Source organism: Limimaricola sp. AA108-03, assembly GCF_050847355.1.
Taxonomy (GTDB): domain Bacteria; phylum Pseudomonadota; class Alphaproteobacteria; order Rhodobacterales; family Rhodobacteraceae; genus Limimaricola.
Window position 1 is genome coordinate 60,322 of record NZ_CP193760.1, and the last position, 16,225, is coordinate 76,546.

Here is a 16,225-nt window from a genome sequence, read left to right on the forward strand (position 1 = left end):
ACCCGCGCCCGCCTCCGTCGGGGCGGGCTTCGCGCCCTAGTACTGCGTGGTCATCCTGTGACCGCGCCGATAGGTCAGCCGCACCAGCGTGATGGCCTTTCCTTGAAGCCAGGTGGTGCGCTCGGCGCGAAACAGCGCGTCGCCGGTCGAACACCCGAGATGATCGGCGAGATCGCGGTCCGCCTCGACGGCCGAAAAGGCGATCTCGGCGTTCGAGAACGGAAGCTCGGCCACCAGCCACTCGTTCGGGCCGGTGGTCGAGAAATCCGCCTCCGTCACGCTCGGGACGACCTCTGGATTGATCCAGCGATCCTCGTGCTGGTAGGGCATGCCGCCCGCGTAATGCATGCACACCAGATGCAGCACCTGCTGACCGGCGGTCAGCTCCAGCCGGCCCCGCAGCCAGTCCGGCACCTCCTGCATCTTCCGATCCACCAACGCATAGCGATACTCCGCCCCCTGGGCCGCAATCTCCTCCCGCACGATGGGGATCGAGAAGCGGGCCTGCCGGATCGGCGTCATCCGCACCCTTGTGCCGGCCTTGCGCTTGCGCTCGACGATGCCCTCTTCGGCCAGCTCCCGCATCGCCCTGTTCACCGTGGCCCGCGCGCAGCCATAGCTCTCGGCGAGGTCGATCTCGTTCGGCAGGAGGCTGCCCGGCCGCATCACCCCGCGCGCGATCTGGTCGAGCAGGTCGGCCTTGACGTCCTTGAAGGTCACGCTCATCGATCCGCCTCTATTCCCACCTCGGCGGATCCGGGCAACGGACCGGCCCAGCTTGGTTATCGCCGGTCCGCCTCTGAAAAGAGCATACATAATATAATAAGAACAGACAATAGTATCGACTCGCGGGGTCGCCCAAAGATCGTCCGGTCTGCATTGGCATGGGGTATCCCCGCGCATTTTCCCTCAAAAGTGTCGGGAGACGTCGCCGCAAAGACCCGTGCCGATCCGTCAACCCTGACCGCAGTTGTCCAAAGAGAGGGCTCCGACCCCGACGAACCGCTCCGTTGCCTTGCCAGACAATCCGGGATGGCGTGGTCATGCTGGCCCCGGGACACGGAGCCGATCGGCAGTCCACGGTCGACACGATACTTTATGACCCACCATGCGACACGCTGGATTTCAATGGGTCTGGGGCCCAATCCGTGCCAGAACGACCTGTCGCAATTCGGTCGGGCGGAACTCGGGTAGCAGCTGCGCGAGCTTTTCGGGGGAAAGGCTATGCGGCGTGTTCCACAGATAGCGCATCTCGCGCAGCTCGCGCGCTAGTTCCCAGACCGGCGACAGGAGGGTCATCGCCCACCAGGGAAAGCGGGCGAAGCGCAGCGCGCGGCCGGTCGCCCGCTCCAGCTCCGCCTTCAGTTCAAGCGCAGTGAAGGCATGGCCCGGGAAAGGCACGTCCTCGAAGCGTTCGAGAGTGTCACGGCGCTCGGCCAGCATCACCGCCGCCCGCGCCCAGTCCGGAACATAGGCATAGGCCTGCAACACGTCGGCACCACCCGGCAGCGTGATCCGGCCCTTGCGGATGGCGCGCAGGAAGACGGCGCCCATCACGTCGCTGTCATGGTCGGGATCGATGAAGTTTCCGGCGCGCAGCACCACGGTCCGCACGCCCGAGGCGCGATAGGCCCGCTCCATCTCCACCCGGATCCGGCCCTTGCGCGCGACCGGGCGGTGCGGTGTCGCCTCGGACCACATGCCGCCTCGATCGCCGAAATTATAGACGTTGCCGGGAAGGATGACGGTCGCACCGGAAGCCCGCGCCGCGTCGATGACCCGCGCGGTGATCGCCGGAATGATCCGATCCCAGTCGTGATAGGCGGGCGGGTTCAGCCCGTTGACGATGACGTCGCAACCCGCGGCGGCCTTGGTCATGTCGGTGCCCCGGGCGTAGCGGCGCACGGTCCAGCCGGCGCTGGTAAAGGCATTAGCGGAATGGGCACCGATCTTGCCATTGGCGCCGAGGATCAGGACGGTGGGCATGGCTCTCTCCATTCAGGGTCCGGTAGAGAGGATGTGCGGCTCGGCATTGAATAGGAATTGCCAGATCTGGCATGATGCGTATTCATCAATGAATGGATACATCATTCGCCAATCTCGACTGGTCGCTGATCCGGGCCTTTCTCGCTGTGGCCGAGACCGGTTCGCTCTCCGCCGCCGCGCGGGCCTTGAGCACCTCGCAGCCCACGCTCGGGCGACAGGTGAAGGCGATGGAGGCGCAGCTCGGCGCGGAGCTTTTCCATCGCCGCCCCAAGGGCCTCGATCTGACCGAGACGGGCGCGGCGCTGGTCGAACCGGCCCGCGCCATGCGCGCCTTCGCGAACAGCATCGCGCTTGCCGCCGCCGGTCGCGAGGCGCGGCTCGAAGGCACGGTGCGGATCGCCGCGAGCGTCGCCATGGCGCTGCATCACCTGCCGCCGATCCTCGCCCGGATCCGAGCGGACGAACCTGCGATCCAGATCGAGCTCGTGCCCTCCGACAGCAGCAGCAACCTGCTGTTCCGCGAGGCCGATATCGCGGTGAGGATGTATCGCCCGCGGCAGCTCGACCTCGTGACAACCCATCTGGGCGATATCGAGCTGGGCCTGTTCGGCGCCACCGGCTATCTCGACCGGAGCGGCCGTCCCGTGCGGCAGGACGAGCTGCTGGAGCATGACTTCGTCGGCTACGATGCGAACCCGGCCATCCTCGACGGCTTCCGCGCCGCTGGCTTCGCGCTCTCGCGCGAATGGTTCGCCACGCGCTGCGACGATCACGCGGTCTATTGGGAGCTGGTGCGCGCGGGCTGCGGTCTCGGCTTTGCGCAGGCCAGCGTCGGCCGCGCCTGCCCCGGCGTGGAGGAAATCCGTGTCGGCCTCGAACTGCCGAGCCTCCCGGTCTGGCTCACCGCGCATGAGACGATGCGGCGCACCCCGCGCATCCGCCGTGTCTGGGACATGCTGGCCAAGGGGCTCGCCCCGCTCGTCGCTTGAGCCGGATAGCGGGGCACCGCAGGTTCATGGGTTTGTGCAGGGCCGCCGGACCCGCCGGGTTCCGGTACGTTCCGAGCGGGGCGGGGCGGGGTTGTCCGCGCGATAGGGCTTGGCCTTAAGCCGAAACGGGGAAGTTTTGCCAAGCACAGGCGTTCGGCTGTCAGGCGCCGGACAAGGGGGCGACGAGCCGCATCCTTCCAAGCCCACCGATGCCTTACCCTGCGCCTTGAGGCCCCCATGGGCGCATGCCGGGCGTGGCCGGCGATCGGCTACGGCTCTCGCGGGTCATTGTCATCCCGGGGCTGCGTCTCCACATTGCGCTCGAAGGATCCAAAGGACCGATATGCCCCGTTCGTTCAAAGCCTTGCCCGGCGCGCCCGTCGCGGAACGCCGCCCCTCCATCGCCCATGTCCACGGTGTCGATCTGCATGACGACTATGCCTGGTTGCGCGCGTCGAACTGGCAGGAGGCCATGCGGGAGCCGCAGAAGCTGCCCGCCGACATCGCCGGCTACCTGGAGGCCGAGAATGCCTATTACGAGGCGGCGATGGCCGACACGGTCGATCTGCAGGCACGGCTTGTCGAGGAGATGCGCGGCCGCATCAAGGAGGATGACAGCAGCGTTCCGCGCGATCACGGCCCCTTCGCCTACGCGATGCGTTTCGTGGAAGGGGCGGAGTATCCGCTCTTCACCCGCACGCCGCGCGACGGCGGCGCGGAACGGGTCGTGCTGGACGTGAATGCCGAGGCCGCGGCGCAGGCGTATTTCCAACTGGGTCGCAGGCAGGTCTCGCCCGACCACAAGGTCCTGGCCTGGACCGCCGACGTCAACGGCTCCGAGTTCTACCGCCTGTCGTTCCGCGACATCGATGCCGGCACCGATCTCGACTATCACATCGAGGATGTCGCGTCGCTCGCATGGGCCGATGCGCGGACGCTGTTCTACGTGCGCGTCGATGCGCGGCATCACCCGAACAAGGTGTTCCGCCACGTGCTCGGCAGCGATCCGGCCGAGGATGTCCTGGTCTTCACCGAGGCGGACACCCGCTACGGCGTCGCCGTCCACCGGCTGCGGTCGGGAGAGTTCGTCGCGCTGTCCACCGGCATGAACGACGAGAACGAGATCCACGTGATCCCCACCGGCGATCCGCAGGCCGCGCCGCGGGTGATCGAGCCCCGGACCCGGGGTCTCGAATACGAGGTCGAGCAGCAGGGCGACAGCTTCCTGATCCTGACCAATGCCGACGAGGCCTTCGACTTCAAGGTGGTACGCGCGCCGGTCTCGGCCCCCTCCCGCGCCAACTGGGTCGACCTGATCCCGCACGAGCCCGGCCGGATGATCGTGAGCCTCGCCGCCTATCGGGGCTGGACGATCTGGATGGAACGGCGCAACGCCCTGCCCCGCATCTGCTATGTCGCGCAGGGGCGGCCGATCTCGGAGGCGCGGCCCATCGCGTTCGAGGAACAGGCCTATTCGCTGGGAAGCGATCCCAGCCCGGAATACGACACCGACAGCTTCCGCTTCACCTATTCCTCCCCCACCACGCCCCCGCAGGTCTTCGACTACGACCTGTCGAGCGGCGAGCGGGTGCTGCGCAAGACCACCGAGATCCCCTCGGGCCACGACCCCGCGAACTACGTGACGATCCGGATGACGGCCACCTCGCATGATGGCGCGCAGGTACCGGTGACGATCCTGCACCACAAGGACACGCCGCTGGATGGCACGGCGCCCTGCCTGCTCTATGGCTATGGCTCCTACGGCGCGAGCATGCCCGCCGCCTTCTCCGCCAACCGGCTGAGCCTGGTGGATCGCGGCTTCGTCCATGCCATCGCCCATGTGCGCGGCGGCGAGGAGCTGGGGCGCAACTGGTACGAGGCGGCGAAATTCGGTGGCAAGCCCAACACGTTCCACGACTTCATCGCCGTGGCCGAGGCACTGGTCGATGGCCGCTATGCCGCCCGCCGCCGGATCGTCATCCAGGGCGGCTCCGCCGGGGGGCTGCTGGTGGGCGCGGTTCTGAACATGCGTCCCGATCTCTGGGCCGGGGCCATCGCCGACGTGCCCTTCGTCGACGTGCTCGCGACGATCCTTGACGACACGCTGCCGCTGACGCCGGGAGAGTGGTCGCAATGGGGCAACCCGATCGAGAGCCGCGAGGCATTCGACGACATCCGGGGCTATTCGCCCTACGACAACGTCACCGCGCAGGACTACCCGCCGATGCTCGTGACCGCCGGCGTCTCGGATCCGCGCGTCACCTATTGGGAGCCGGCCAAATGGGTCGCGCGGCTGCGCGCCACCAAGACCGACGACAACATCCTGATGCTGCGGACCAACATGAGCTCGGGCCATTTCGGCAAATCGGGACGCTTTGCCGCGCTCGAGGATGCGGCGCGCTCCTATGCCTTCGCGATCAAGGTCACCGGGACGGAGGACGGGGCGCGGAGCTAGCGCGCCCCGGCGCCCCGCACCCGACCGGCCCTAGCGATAGATCAGCGTCGGCAGCCACATGGTGACCGCCGGCACGAAGGTGATCAGCACCAGCACCAGCACCAGCGGGATCAGGAACGGCGCGGTGGAGACGACGCAGCGCTCGAACGGGATCCTGGCCACGCGCGCGAGCACGTAGAGCACCATGCCGACCGGCGGGGTGAGCAGGCCCAGCATCAGGTTCAGCACCATGATGACGCCGAAATGCACCGGGTCGATGCCGAGCTCCATCGCCACCGGCAGCAGCACCGGCACGAGGATCGTGATCGCCGCGACGGTCTCCATGAAGCAGCCGACGATCAGCAGGATCAGGTTGATCAGCAGCAGGATGGCCCAGGGCCGGTCCGAGGCTGAAAGCAGCATGCCCGCCACCGCCTCGGGCACCCGGTTCGAGGTCAGGATCCAGGCGAAGATCGCCGCCGCGGCGACCACGAACAGCACCACCGCCGTGGTCTCGATCGTGTCGAAGGTCACCCGCAGGAACCGCCGCAGGGTGAGCGTGCGGTAGATCACGAGCCCGAGGAACATCGCCCAGGCGCAGGCGGCGACGGCGGCTTCGGTCGGGGTGAAGGCCCCCGACAGGATGCCGCCGACGATGATCACCGGGGTCAGCAGCGACAGGAAGGCGCGCCCGAACGAGCTGACCAGCAGCGACATCTCGAACGGCTGGTCGCGCGGAAAGCCCCGGCGCCGCGCGAAGAAGGCGACCATCAGCATCAGCGACACCGCCATCACGATGCCGGGCACGAAGCCCGCGGCGAAAAGCTGGCCGATCGAGGTGCCGGCGACCACGCCGTAGATCACCATCGGCAGCGATGGCGGGATGATCGGACCGATGGTCGATGAGGCGGCCGTCACCCCCACGGCGAAGCCGGCATCGTATTTGGCGTCGCGCATCGCCTTGATCTCGATCGCGCCGAGACCGCCCGCATCGGCCACCGCCGCGCCCGACATCCCCGCGAAGATCACCGAGGCGCCGACATTCACATGGCCCAGCCCGCCGCGCATCCAGCCCACCAGCGCCAGGGCGAAGTTGAAGATGCGCTCCGTGATCCCGGCGGTGTTCATCAGGTTGCCCGCGAGGATGAAGAACGGCACCGCGAGCAGCGGGAAGCTGTCGACGCCGTTGATCATCCGATGCGCCACCACCATCGGCGGCGGCATCCCGTTGGCCAGGATGAACACCGCCGAGGACCCGGCGAGAGCGATGGCCACGGGCACCCCGAAGAGCAGCAGCGAGAACAGGATGATGAAAAGAAAGGCGATTTCCACGGCGGGCGCTCCTAGTCCATCGCGCGCACGGAGTCCGCGTGCTGCTCGGGGTCGATGAGTTTGCTGGTGCCGCTGCGCAGGTGCAGCCAGGCGTTGCGGATGGCATAGGCGGCCATCGCGGCGAAACAGGCGGCGACGAACCAGTAGACCAGGGATTTCGGCACGTCGATCGAGACCATCATCTGCCGGGTCCGGCCCGCGAGCTGGCCCGACAGGTAGGCAAGCCCGGAGTAGAAGGCGATCGAGACGAGGTCGATCAGCGTCTGCGCGACCCGGCGCAGCGGCCGCGGCACCCAGCGATACAGGAACTCGACCGCGATATGGGCATTCTTGCGCACCGCCATGACCGAGCCTGTGAAGGTGACCGCGATCAGCAGGAACCGCGCGATCTCCTCGGTCCAGCCGAGCGAGTCGTTGAGCACGTAGCGGGTGAAGAACTGGAGAAACACCACGAAGGCGAGCACCCAGAAGATCACCATGACCAGCGCATCGTCCCATCGCAGGTCCGACAGGTCGATCTCCTCCTCCTCGAGATGCAGCGCCGGCGTCGTCTCCTGCGGCGCTTGGGAAGTCCGGGGTCCTGATTTCATGGTCACTCGTCCCTATGGGGCATGTGGACCGGCCCCACTCCCGGGGGCCGGTTGGTCACGGTATGCGACGCGGGGACACGCGCGCGCGGGTCAGGACTCCTGGCCGATGGCCTGGAGCCGGTCGTAGGTCTCCTGATCCCAGCTGGCCATATCGCCCATATGCATGGCCTTCACCGCCTCGATGAACGGCTCCCGGTCGACCTCGTTGACGTTGACGCCCTGCTCCTTGAACCATTCGACCAGCTCGGCCTCCTGGTCGCGGATCGCCTCGGTGGCGCAGGCGGCGGCGTTGTCGATGGCCGCCGAGAGCGCCTGCTGGTCGGCCTCGTCCATGCTGCTCCAGGCCGGGCCGCCGACGATGGTCAGCAGCGCGTCGGTGATGTGGCCGGTCAGGTTGATGTCCGACTGCACCTCGTAGAACTTCTTGGCCTGGATCGTCGGCAGCGGGTTCTCCTGCGCGTCGACGGTCCCCTGTTGAAGCGCCAGATACACCTCGGCGAAGGCGATCGGCGTCGGGTTGGCGCCGACGGCCTCGGGGAACATCATGTAAAGAGGCGCGTTCGGCACGCGGATCTTCAGCCCGTCCATGTCCTCGGGCGTGGTGATCGGCTTGTTCGAGGTCACGTGGCGGTTGCCGTAATAGGTCAGCGCCTCGATCTGGTTGCCGGTCGCGTCGGCGTAGCCCTGGCTCAGCTCCTCGAACAGGTCGGAATTGCGGAAGGCGTCCCAATGCGCGTAGTCGCGGAACATGTAGGGCGCGCCGCCGATGGCGACCGGGCCATAGGCGCGGCCGGCAAAGAGCTGGCCGGTATAGATGATGTCGACGGTGCCGAGGCTGAGGCCTTCGTTGATATCGACCTCCTTGCCGAGCGACGAGGCCGGGAAGACCTCGATGCCGTAACGGCCGTCGGTCGAGGCGACCAGCTCGTCATGCGCCGCGACGGCACAGGTGTGGTAGGCCTCACTTACCTCGTAGACATGGGCCCATTTCAACATGCGTTCGGCGTCCTGCGCCGCGACCGGCCCGGCGGCGGTGAGCGCGGCCACCGCCGTGGTGGCCAGCGCGACGGTCTGGGTCAGCTTCGGTGTCATCGGTCTTCCTCCCTGGTTGATGTCTGACGTGATCCCGTCACCGCCCTCCCGAACGGTAGCGGAGCGGCTCGATCCCATGTGTTTCGGCAAAGCGCGCCAGCGCCTCGACCGAGCCGCGGTCGAGCTTCATCCCCTGCGCGCGCCGCCGCTCGGCCTCGGCCCATTCGCGCGCGCCCGGCGCCAAGACGGTTTCGCCCGGTGCGGCCGGCGACGCGGCGATGGCGGCGAGGTAGCGGCGAATGACGGCCTCGAAGACGGCGCGACCGCCGAAGGCCTCGGGGTCCAGCGCCATGACGAAGGCGCCGAGCCTGCGCGGTGTCGCCATGTCGTCGCTGATCATCGGCGGCAGCTCGAAGCTCAGCGGCGCGTCGGAAAAGGCGGTCGAGAAGATCTCGGCCAGCCCCGCGAGGCCCGCTCCCTTGTAGCCGAAAAGCGCGCCGCCCAGCGGGGCCAGCATCTCGACGATCGCCGGATCGGTGACGTTGACGCCCCGCGCGTCCGAGGCCACGTCCTCGGGCAGCGCCGCGCCGAGGCTGCGGTTGAGCTGCACGCGGTTGAAGGGAATGGCGCTCGTCGCCATGTCGAGCAGCCACGGCTCCCCCTCTCCGGCCGGCGCGGCGGCGGCGATGGGGTTGGTGCCGTGGAACCGCACCGCGCCGCCATGCAACCGCACGAAACTGTCGGAATTGCAGAAAGCGAGGCCCATCATGCCATGGCGCGCGATCTCCAGCGCATAGGCCCCGGCGGCTCCGAAATGCGACGAGCCGCGGATCGCCACCGCCGCGAGACCATGCTTCCGCGCCAGTTCCAGCGCCCGCGCCACCGCCGCGTAACCGGCCCGCGCGCCATGCGCGTCATCGGCCTCGAGAACGCAAGCGCCGCCGGTCTCCTGCACGATCTCGAGCTTCGGCGTCCGGTTCAGCCGCCCTTCGGAAAGCCCTTGCAGGTAATGCGGCAAAAGCCGGAACCCATGCGTGTCCACCCCGAGGGCCGAGGCATGCAGCAGCGCCTTCGTCACCGCCTCGATCGTCGGATCATCGGCCCCCACCGCCGCCAGCGCCGCGCGCGAGAAACGCTCCATCTCCTCCAGCGCGACCCGGACCGGGGTCAGCGCCTCCGACGCCGGCTCCGCCTCCGCCGCGAGCCGGGCGAGATAGGCCTCGATCGTGTCGCCGATATGCGTGGACAGGAGCGCGACCGCCGCTTCGCCGCGCCCGGCCGCGACGGCCTCGGCGATGGCGATATGCTCGCCGAGGGATTTCCGGTTCAGCGCGTCGTCGAGCGACAGGCGGTTGCGCAGCGCCTGCACCCGGAACGACAGCCGCCGGAAGTTGTCGCGCACGAAGCTGTTGCCGCAATTGTCGAAGATCGCGTCGTGGAAGTCGTGGTCGAGCAGCTTGTAGGCCCCGGTATCACCGCGCGACAGCGCCTCCTCCATCCGCGCAGCGATACCCTCGAGCGCCGCCCGAAGCGGGCCGGGATTGCGTTCGAGCGCCATCCGCATCGCCTGCAACTCCAGCATCTGCCGGAGCTCGCCCAGCTCCGCGATCTCGGCCGCGCCCATCGAGAAGACCCGAGCGCTTCGGCCCGCCGCCATCTCGATCAGCCCCTCGCGCTCGAGCTGCAGCAGCGCCTCGCGGATCGGACTCTTGCTCATGCTCAGCAGCTCGACCAGCTCAGCTTCGGGCAGCTTGCGGCCCAGCGGAAACGCGCCCTGCACGATCCGGTCGCGGATCGCCTCGCGCGCCTGCTCCGACAGTTTCTGGCGGTCCAGCCGCGCAGTCGCCGCAATGCTCTCCGACATTCAGCGCTCTCCCCGACTCAAAACGGTATACGATATATCGTACAGCGCAAGATTGCAGATCGGGCGTACTCGGGTGCGAGCCGGGCAGATGTCGTTGCGAACGGCGATGTGGATCGGCGGGTCGGGATCATGGGCGGGCCGGACTGCATGTCATGCCTGATCCGAAGCCGCGCATGCGCATGGACGGCGAGGCGGTGCCCCGCAAGTCCACCACGTCGAGGATACGGCCATCGGTTCGCGCCGCCCTGTCACCGGAGCCGTCACTCCCTCGGCGCGTCCTTGTGCAGCAGGTCGTCCGTCTCCTCGCGTTCGGCCTGGACCAGCGGGATCAGCGCCTTTTCCTCGGACTGGTGGAACGCGGCCGGGCCCGGGACAGGGCGCGCGGGTCGCGTCGGCGCGGACCGGGGCCCCTCCCCGCGCTCGGCCCCGGCGACGGGCATCGAAGCGCCTTCGAGCCGGATGCGATAGGTCGTATCGGGGATCGCGACCCCCGCCGCCTCGATCGCGCCCTTGACCAGACGGATCGCGTCGCCGCGCGCGGTGGCAAAGCCCGTGGCGGCCTGATCGATCCAGGCGCTGGAGCGAAGGATCGCCCCCGCCTCGGTCACGTCCTCGATCCACACCAGCGGCGCGGGCTCGGCCAGCACGAAGGGCAGGCCCGCCAGCGTGTCCTGCGCCAGAAGCCGCGTCGCCTCCAGATCGGCATCGGGGTCGATGCCAATGTCGAAGCTGAAGCGGCGCTCGGCATTGCGGGTGAAGTTGACGATGCGGCTCTTGAAGACCACCGCGTTGGGGATGCGGATGTGGTTGCCGTCGAGCGACAGCAGGATCGTCGCCCGCGATGTCAGGCGGATGACGCGGCCGGTGTCGCCCTCGATCTCGACGAGATCGTTGGGCTGGAACGGCTGGCGCAGGCTGAGCATGATCGAGGCCACGAAGTTCTCGACCGTGTCGCGCACCGCGAAGCCGAGCGCGAGGCCGACCAGCCCCGCCGCGCCGAGGATGGTGCCCAGAAGCGCCGCCGCCCCGGCCACGTCGAGCGCCACGACGAGCCCGGCGATGCCGATCGCGACCCGCACCCCCTGCCGGTAGAGCCCGGCGATGAAGGCGTTCGGCGCCAGCCTGTCCCAGAACCGGGCCCTCGCGACCAGAAGGCCGAGGCCCAGGATCAGCGCGAAGATGGCCAGCGCCACGAGCAGGAGCGGCAGCCGCCCCGCCGCCTGCCGCAGCCGCGTCGTGAAGCGGTCGAGCGCCGGGTTCAGCTGTTCGGCGATCTCCTGCGTCGCGGCGATCGCGCTTCGGACCGCCACCACGCCCTCGACCCGTTCGCCGATCGCGGTGAGTTCGGCGATCTCGGCCTCCTCGGCGACCTCGCCCGACAGCGTCACGACCCCCGCTTCGACCCCGACCGCGATGTCGCCATGGCCAAGCGCCGCGAGTATGGCGCCCAACCGCGCGGCGATCTCCTCATCAGGGCGCACCTCCGCGACCGCGATCGGAGCGGCCGGGGCCTCGGGCGCCTCCTCCTGCGCATGCGCGACGCCGCCCGCGGGCAGGCAGGCGACGAGCAGGATGGCAAAGAGGTTTGGCCAGCGAAGCATGGTGGCACAGCTAGGGCGCGACGGGCGCCGCTCCAGCGCGCGGTGAGGCTAAAGGTCGGGAAGCGCGCGCGGTTGGCCGTCCTCGTCGAGCGCGACGAAGACGAACAGCGCCTCGGTGACCGGGAAGCTTTCGGTCTCGAAACGGTTGCGGGCCCAGGCCTCGACCCGGATCTTCATCGAGGTCCGGCCCGCGGATTGCAGTCGCGCATAGAGCGTGACCTCGTCACCGACCTTGACCGGGCGCAGGAACTGCATGCCGTCCACCGCAACGGTGGCGTTGCGCCCGCGCGACCGCGCGGCTGCGAGGTTGCCCGCCGCGAGGTCCATCTGCGCCATCAGCCAGCCGCCGAAGATGTCGCCTGCCGGGTTGGTGTCGGCCGGCATCGCGATGGTGCGGATCACCAGATCGCCCTCGGGCTGCTTAGCCGCCCTGCCCCGATCATCGCCCATCATTCCGCCCCTTCGTCGCTATCGGCCCGTGCTGACCCGGTTCACAGAAGCAGCCGACGCGGCGGGGTTCAATCGCGAAGGCGCATGGGGACGGCTCCGTGTCACCGTGGCTGCACGACACGGCCGCCTGCTTGCGATCGAGCCGCTTTATCGAGCAAGGCGAGCTTCGGGGATCATCGGGTCACCGCCTCGCCCGGTGCCAACGGCCCTCAGATCAGGCCGAAGGTGGCGGCGAGCGAGGCCGCCTGCGTGCCGTTGCTCGCATTGAGCTTGAGGCGGGCATTCTTCAGCCGCTGCTTGATCGCGCCTTCCGACACGCCGAACTCAGAGGCGATCTGCTTGAGCTTGCCGCCATCCTTGATCCGCCGGAGCACGTCGAGTTCGGCCCGCGTCAGCGTCTGCGGTGGCGCCAGCTTTCGGTGCAGCTCCATGACGTAATCCGCAAGAAGCGCGAGCTCGGCATCGTCGTATTCACGGTCATCGCGGTAGAACAGCCCGTAGCTGCGCAGCCCGCCATCCTCGTTGTAGGAGGCGACGGCGCCGTGGCGCAGCCCCTGCTCCCGCGCCTGCGGGATGATCCGCAACGGGTCGTCCTCGCTCAGCTCCTGCAGGCGGATCGCGCCTGTGTGTTCATAAGACCACTTCAGGGAGGGGTCCGCGAAGAAGAACTTCTCGCGGGAGTAGAGTTCGACCCAGGAGCGTGGCAGGTGGATGGCCTCTCGGGCGGGAAAGGCAAAGCGGATCCGCAGCCCGAGGTAGAACCCGGACGGCCCCAAACGCTGTGCGACCTCGTAGGACAAATGCTCTGTCATCTCTTGGGCCTCATCGACTGATTGCCGCCCCGGAACCGCCTAACTGGACAAGGTTGACTGGCGGATCAACCAAAAAACTGCTCGGAGCCTGAAAAGCCATGTTCAATTCCGCCCATGATCCCCGTGGGACAGTAGATGATCCCGGCACGGTCGTGATTGCGACGTTGGGTCGCCTGATCGAGATCGCGCCGGCGGGGTTCGCGATCGGTCTGCATATCCGCTACATGACGCCGGCCTACATGTTCGAGAGCTACCCGGCCGAATGGCTCGACCTCTATGCGCGGGACGGGCTGTTGATGCGCGATCCCACGGTTCGCTGGGCGATGCATCATCATGGCGCGAAGCGGTGGGCGGAACTCGAGGAGCAGGATGGCGCCGGGGTTCTGGCCCGCGCCCGCGAATACGGCATCGTCCACGGCCACACCCGCTCGATCCACGAGGGCGACGACATCAGCTTCGGCGGTCTCGCGCGCAGCGATCGTGATTTCATGGCCGCCGAGATCGAGGAGGTCGGAGAGCTGATCCAGACCCTGCACGACGTCACCGACAAGCGCATGACGCTTGGCACCGAGGCCAGCGCCCGGATCCGCGACATGGCGGTCGTCATGACCGAACGGACCGGGTAGCGTCGTCGCGACGGCGGCAGGGCCGATAATCGCATGACGGGATAGGCTGGGGATGAAGCTTGCAGTGGCGGTTCTCTTGGCGGGACTTCCCGCCGCCGCTCAGGCCGGTTGCTTCGGCGCCGGTGAGCCGCTGTTCCATTGCCGTATCGAAGGGAGCGCCAAGCAGGTCGATATCTGCCTGCAGGACGGCGTCGCGCTCTACCGGTTCGGGCCGATGGACGGCGCGGCGGAGATGATCCTCGCGCGGCGGGTCGAGGATGTCGACCTACAGCCGTGGAACGGCATCGGCCGCTGGCTGCACGAGGCACTGCGGTTCACCAATGGCGAGACGGCGTACGAGATCTCCTACGGCATCGACCGGCTGAGCGAGACCCATGTGGTGGAGGCCGGGATCGCGATCCACGAAGCCGGTCGCGAAATCGCCCGGCTCGCCTGCCGTCCCGAGACGGCCCTAGGCCTCGATTTCACGCCGCTCTTCGAGGCAAAGCTGGCCGCCGGCCAGAACAGGTGCCCCGAGGCCGGCGAATGGCGGGCTGACTGCGTCGCGCAGTAGCCGGACCCGCGTTCAGATCGCGGCGCTGCGCCCCTTCGAAGTCGGCAGCGCCGCCGCGAGCAGACCCGGCATGTCGCCGATGATCCGCGCGTCACCGCCGAACTCGGCGCGGGCCTCGTCCGCGATCTGCTGCGCCTTCTCGATCGTGTCCGCCGGCTTGCGCCACAAGAACTCCTTCCTGCCTTTCGAAACCCGCCGGGCCACGACGTCGTATTCGGTGGCAGCCCTGAACTTGGTCCGGAGACGAAGCCCGGTTTCGGTGCAGTGGAGGGGGACGATCTCGATCGAATGGGTCATGAAGTCAGTCGCTTGCTGTTTCCGATGCCCGACGCCTAGCGCAATTCGCCTCGCGATGTAACCGGGGGCCGGACAAACGCCCGTGGGCTGTGTCGCTGTCTTTATCCGCTGACGGGAAGGGCCCTGCGCATCCGCCTTGCCAAGGTGGGAGTGCGCCGCATTGCATGGCCGGTCAGCAGCCCGAGGCGGTGGCCGGACAGGAACCGAGCGCCGGCTCCGCGTGGCGTCGGTGGCCATTCCGATCGCCCGTCACCACGTTTCACCCGGAGGGCGGGCTGATCCGTCGGTGTCACGGCAGGATGCCCGCCCACATAACGAGGGGAACGCCACGTGGCGCGGGGAACTGCGTCAACTCCGTCAGGGTTTTGAAGGCAAAGCCGCAGGAGGACGGATGATGACTGGCAAGGATGAGCGCGGGCACAGCGACCCGGCGCGCAAAAAGGATCTCGATGACGGCTACGAGTATCCCGGGCGGCGCACGCCTCCCGGGCATGTTCCAAATTCGATCATGGACGACCCCGGCACCGGCCTGACGGATGCCGAACGCCGTCGTCCGCCGGAACCCGAGGGCGACACCGCACCCCTCGGCACGACGAAGCCGCGCTGAGGACGGCATATGGAGTCCGAGGGCCATCGCATAGTGGCCCGAAGAGCATAACGTCAGCGCCCCGACGAGCCGCCGGGACGCGCCCCCGACCGACCGAGCAAGGGAGGGCACGATGTCGATGCAGGAAGCCCGGCAGGACATGGTCGCCCGTCAGCTCGCGGGACGCGGCATCGCCGATGAAGGGGTGCTGCGCGCGATGGGCGCGGTCCCGCGAGAGGCCTTCGTGCCGCCCGCGCATCACGGCCTCGCCTATGCCGACGGACCGCTGCCGATCGGCCGGGGCCAGACCATCTCCCAACCTTGGATCGTGGCCCGGATGATCGAGGCCGCCCGGATCGGGCCGGGCAGCCGGGTGCTCGAGATCGGGGCCGGATCGGGCTATGCCGCTGCGGTGATGGCGCAAATGGGTGCGCATGTGCTGGCGATCGAGCGCGACCCCGCGCTGGCGGAGGCGGCGCGCCTGCGGCTTGAGGATCTCGGCTACGAGCTGGAACTGCTGTGCGGCGATGGCAGCGCCGGCGCGCCGCAATCCGCCCCATTCGACGCGATCATCGTCTCGGCCGCCGGGCCACGTCTGCCCGAACCGCTGCGTCGCCAGCTGGCCCCCGGCGGGCGGCTGGTGATGCCGGTGGGCAGCGCCGAGGCTCAACGCCTGTTGCGGCTGACGGCGCCCGACCCGCCCGGCTCCGGCGACCCTCACATTGAGGATCTGGGCGGGGTGCGCTTCGTGCCATTGCTCGGGGCGGAAGGCTGGCCCTCGTAGGGCATGACGCCCGAACGGCGTTGCACATCTTCTCGGCGCGGCGGGGCTACGGCGATACGCGTACGACTTCCGCGACATGTTGGCGGTCCATCGATCTCTCGCCGCCGCCAAGGGGTCGCATCAGTGGGATCTATCCCCCAAAACCAAGCTACCATAAGCGGACACGGCCGGGTCCCGAATGCGAGGCGTTGTTCCGGATCGCGGAGCGCATGCCAGTCACATCGCCCGATGAGATCGATCAACCCGCCGCCGCCGAGGCGGAAACCTGACCCCTTCGGCGCGCGAGGCG

General features: G+C 68.2%; 16 protein-coding genes and 1 pseudogene. 6 read left to right on the plus strand and 11 right to left on the minus strand.

Going from position 1 to position 16,225, the window contains the following annotated elements; genetic code table 11:
* Positions 1 to 36: 36 nt before the first annotated feature.
* Together ACRAQ3_RS19805 and ACRAQ3_RS19810 are read right to left on the minus strand one after the other, a co-directional pair.
* Positions 37 to 726 (minus strand): GntR family transcriptional regulator, encoded by a 690-nt coding sequence (locus tag ACRAQ3_RS19805; protein WP_432257082.1) that lies wholly within the window; start codon positions 724 to 726, stop codon positions 37 to 39.
* A 399-nt stretch (positions 727 to 1,125) separates the two neighbouring features.
* Positions 1,126 to 1,986 carry an NAD-dependent epimerase/dehydratase family protein gene (locus tag ACRAQ3_RS19810; protein WP_432257083.1) on the minus strand — a complete coding sequence of 287 codons (861 nt, stop codon included), beginning with the start codon at positions 1,984 to 1,986 and terminating at the stop codon, positions 1,126 to 1,128.
* A 92-nt stretch (positions 1,987 to 2,078) separates the two neighbouring features.
* On the opposite strand from ACRAQ3_RS19810, the gene ACRAQ3_RS19815 reads away from it, so the two are divergent.
* Together ACRAQ3_RS19815 and ACRAQ3_RS19820 are read left to right on the plus strand one after the other, a co-directional pair.
* Entirely contained in the window at positions 2,079 to 2,975 is an 897-nt protein-coding gene (locus ACRAQ3_RS19815; protein ID WP_432257084.1) for a LysR family transcriptional regulator, read from the plus strand.
* A gap of 343 nt (positions 2,976 to 3,318) precedes the next feature.
* Positions 3,319 to 5,430 (plus strand): S9 family peptidase, encoded by a 2,112-nt coding sequence (locus tag ACRAQ3_RS19820; RefSeq protein WP_432257085.1) that lies wholly within the window; start codon positions 3,319 to 3,321, stop codon positions 5,428 to 5,430.
* 30 nt (positions 5,431 to 5,460) lie between these two features.
* Here ACRAQ3_RS19820 and ACRAQ3_RS19825 read toward each other — a convergent pair whose 3' ends face one another.
* From ACRAQ3_RS19825 to ACRAQ3_RS19860, 8 genes and pseudogenes are all read right to left on the minus strand, one after another.
* On the minus strand, positions 5,461 to 6,741 hold the full coding sequence (locus tag ACRAQ3_RS19825) for a TRAP transporter large permease (RefSeq protein WP_432257086.1): 1,281 nt from the start codon (positions 6,739 to 6,741) through the stop codon (positions 5,461 to 5,463).
* Positions 6,742 to 6,752: 11 nt separating this feature from the next.
* On the minus strand, positions 6,753 to 7,331 hold the full coding sequence (locus tag ACRAQ3_RS19830) for a TRAP transporter small permease (protein ID WP_432257087.1): 579 nt from the start codon (positions 7,329 to 7,331) through the stop codon (positions 6,753 to 6,755).
* Positions 7,332 to 7,421: 90 nt separating this feature from the next.
* Positions 7,422 to 8,423: a sialic acid TRAP transporter substrate-binding protein SiaP gene (locus tag ACRAQ3_RS19835; protein WP_432257088.1), complete on the minus strand. Its 1,002-nt coding sequence runs from the start codon at positions 8,421 to 8,423 to the stop codon at positions 7,422 to 7,424.
* A 37-nt stretch (positions 8,424 to 8,460) separates the two neighbouring features.
* Positions 8,461 to 9,504: an Ldh family oxidoreductase gene (locus ACRAQ3_RS19840; protein WP_432257090.1), complete on the minus strand. Its 1,044-nt coding sequence runs from the start codon at positions 9,502 to 9,504 to the stop codon at positions 8,461 to 8,463.
* Positions 9,505 to 9,606: 102 nt separating this feature from the next.
* A pseudogene (locus ACRAQ3_RS19845) lies at positions 9,607 to 10,227 on the minus strand (GntR family transcriptional regulator); the annotation flags it as partial.
* Positions 10,228 to 10,487: 260 nt separating this feature from the next.
* Positions 10,488 to 11,828 carry a mechanosensitive ion channel domain-containing protein gene (locus ACRAQ3_RS19850; protein WP_432257089.1) on the minus strand — a complete coding sequence of 447 codons (1,341 nt, stop codon included), beginning with the start codon at positions 11,826 to 11,828 and terminating at the stop codon, positions 10,488 to 10,490.
* A 48-nt stretch (positions 11,829 to 11,876) separates the two neighbouring features.
* Positions 11,877 to 12,278, minus strand: a complete 402-nt coding sequence (locus ACRAQ3_RS19855; RefSeq protein WP_432256982.1) for an acyl-CoA thioesterase — start codon at positions 12,276 to 12,278, stop codon at positions 11,877 to 11,879.
* Between the two features lie 209 nt (positions 12,279 to 12,487).
* Complete coding sequence (locus ACRAQ3_RS19860) at positions 12,488 to 13,090, minus strand: LuxR C-terminal-related transcriptional regulator (RefSeq protein ID WP_432256983.1); 603 nt, start codon at positions 13,088 to 13,090, stop codon at positions 12,488 to 12,490.
* A 98-nt stretch (positions 13,091 to 13,188) separates the two neighbouring features.
* On the opposite strand from ACRAQ3_RS19860, the gene ACRAQ3_RS19865 reads away from it, so the two are divergent.
* Positions 13,189 to 13,716, plus strand: a complete 528-nt coding sequence (locus tag ACRAQ3_RS19865; protein ID WP_432256984.1) for an autoinducer binding domain-containing protein — start codon at positions 13,189 to 13,191, stop codon at positions 13,714 to 13,716.
* A gap of 52 nt (positions 13,717 to 13,768) precedes the next feature.
* Positions 13,769 to 14,269, plus strand: a complete 501-nt coding sequence (locus ACRAQ3_RS19870) for a hypothetical protein (RefSeq protein WP_432256985.1) — start codon at positions 13,769 to 13,771, stop codon at positions 14,267 to 14,269.
* A gap of 12 nt (positions 14,270 to 14,281) precedes the next feature.
* Here the strand turns inward: ACRAQ3_RS19870 and ACRAQ3_RS19875 are convergent, their stop codons facing one another.
* The gene (locus tag ACRAQ3_RS19875) at positions 14,282 to 14,566 is read right to left on the minus strand and encodes a hypothetical protein (RefSeq protein WP_269397636.1); all 285 of its coding nucleotides are present in this window, start codon (positions 14,564 to 14,566) and stop codon (positions 14,282 to 14,284) included.
* A gap of 394 nt (positions 14,567 to 14,960) precedes the next feature.
* Here ACRAQ3_RS19875 and ACRAQ3_RS19880 point away from each other — a divergent pair, with 394 nt between their 5' ends.
* Both ACRAQ3_RS19880 and ACRAQ3_RS19885 read left to right on the plus strand, forming a co-directional pair.
* The gene (locus ACRAQ3_RS19880; protein ID WP_432256986.1) at positions 14,961 to 15,173 is read left to right on the plus strand and encodes a hypothetical protein; all 213 of its coding nucleotides are present in this window, start codon (positions 14,961 to 14,963) and stop codon (positions 15,171 to 15,173) included.
* Positions 15,174 to 15,285: 112 nt separating this feature from the next.
* Positions 15,286 to 15,936, plus strand: a complete 651-nt coding sequence (locus tag ACRAQ3_RS19885; protein ID WP_432256987.1) for a protein-L-isoaspartate(D-aspartate) O-methyltransferase — start codon at positions 15,286 to 15,288, stop codon at positions 15,934 to 15,936.
* Positions 15,937 to 16,225: the final 289 nt, after the last annotated feature.

What these genes read in the sequence shown, in the direction of transcription:
- ACRAQ3_RS19820 (WP_432257085.1), top strand. Translation starts at nt 3,319, where the DNA reads ATGCCCCGTTCGTTCAAAGCCTTGCCCGGCGCGCCCGTCGCGGAACGC.
- ACRAQ3_RS19885 (WP_432256987.1), top strand. Translation starts at nt 15,286, where the DNA reads ATGTCGATGCAGGAAGCCCGGCAGGACATGGTCGCCCGTCAGCTCGCG.
- ACRAQ3_RS19835 (WP_432257088.1), bottom strand. Translation starts at nt 8,423, where the DNA reads ATGACACCGAAGCTGACCCAGACCGTCGCGCTGGCCACCACGGCGGTG.
- ACRAQ3_RS19860 (WP_432256983.1), bottom strand. Translation starts at nt 13,090, where the DNA reads ATGACAGAGCATTTGTCCTACGAGGTCGCACAGCGTTTGGGGCCGTCC.
- ACRAQ3_RS19810 (WP_432257083.1), bottom strand. Translation starts at nt 1,986, where the DNA reads ATGCCCACCGTCCTGATCCTCGGCGCCAATGGCAAGATCGGTGCCCAT.
- ACRAQ3_RS19870 (WP_432256985.1), top strand. Translation starts at nt 13,769, where the DNA reads ATGAAGCTTGCAGTGGCGGTTCTCTTGGCGGGACTTCCCGCCGCCGCT.
- ACRAQ3_RS19815 (WP_432257084.1), top strand. Translation starts at nt 2,079, where the DNA reads ATGGATACATCATTCGCCAATCTCGACTGGTCGCTGATCCGGGCCTTT.
- ACRAQ3_RS19840 (WP_432257090.1), bottom strand. Translation starts at nt 9,504, where the DNA reads ATGGAGCGTTTCTCGCGCGCGGCGCTGGCGGCGGTGGGGGCCGATGAT.
- ACRAQ3_RS19880 (WP_432256986.1), top strand. Translation starts at nt 14,961, where the DNA reads ATGACTGGCAAGGATGAGCGCGGGCACAGCGACCCGGCGCGCAAAAAG.
- ACRAQ3_RS19865 (WP_432256984.1), top strand. Translation starts at nt 13,189, where the DNA reads ATGTTCAATTCCGCCCATGATCCCCGTGGGACAGTAGATGATCCCGGC.
- ACRAQ3_RS19875 (WP_269397636.1), bottom strand. Translation starts at nt 14,566, where the DNA reads ATGACCCATTCGATCGAGATCGTCCCCCTCCACTGCACCGAAACCGGG.
- ACRAQ3_RS19855 (WP_432256982.1), bottom strand. Translation starts at nt 12,278, where the DNA reads ATGGGCGATGATCGGGGCAGGGCGGCTAAGCAGCCCGAGGGCGATCTG.
- ACRAQ3_RS19805 (WP_432257082.1), bottom strand. Translation starts at nt 726, where the DNA reads ATGAGCGTGACCTTCAAGGACGTCAAGGCCGACCTGCTCGACCAGATC.
- ACRAQ3_RS19850 (WP_432257089.1), bottom strand. Translation starts at nt 11,828, where the DNA reads ATGCTTCGCTGGCCAAACCTCTTTGCCATCCTGCTCGTCGCCTGCCTG.
- ACRAQ3_RS19830 (WP_432257087.1), bottom strand. Translation starts at nt 7,331, where the DNA reads ATGAAATCAGGACCCCGGACTTCCCAAGCGCCGCAGGAGACGACGCCG.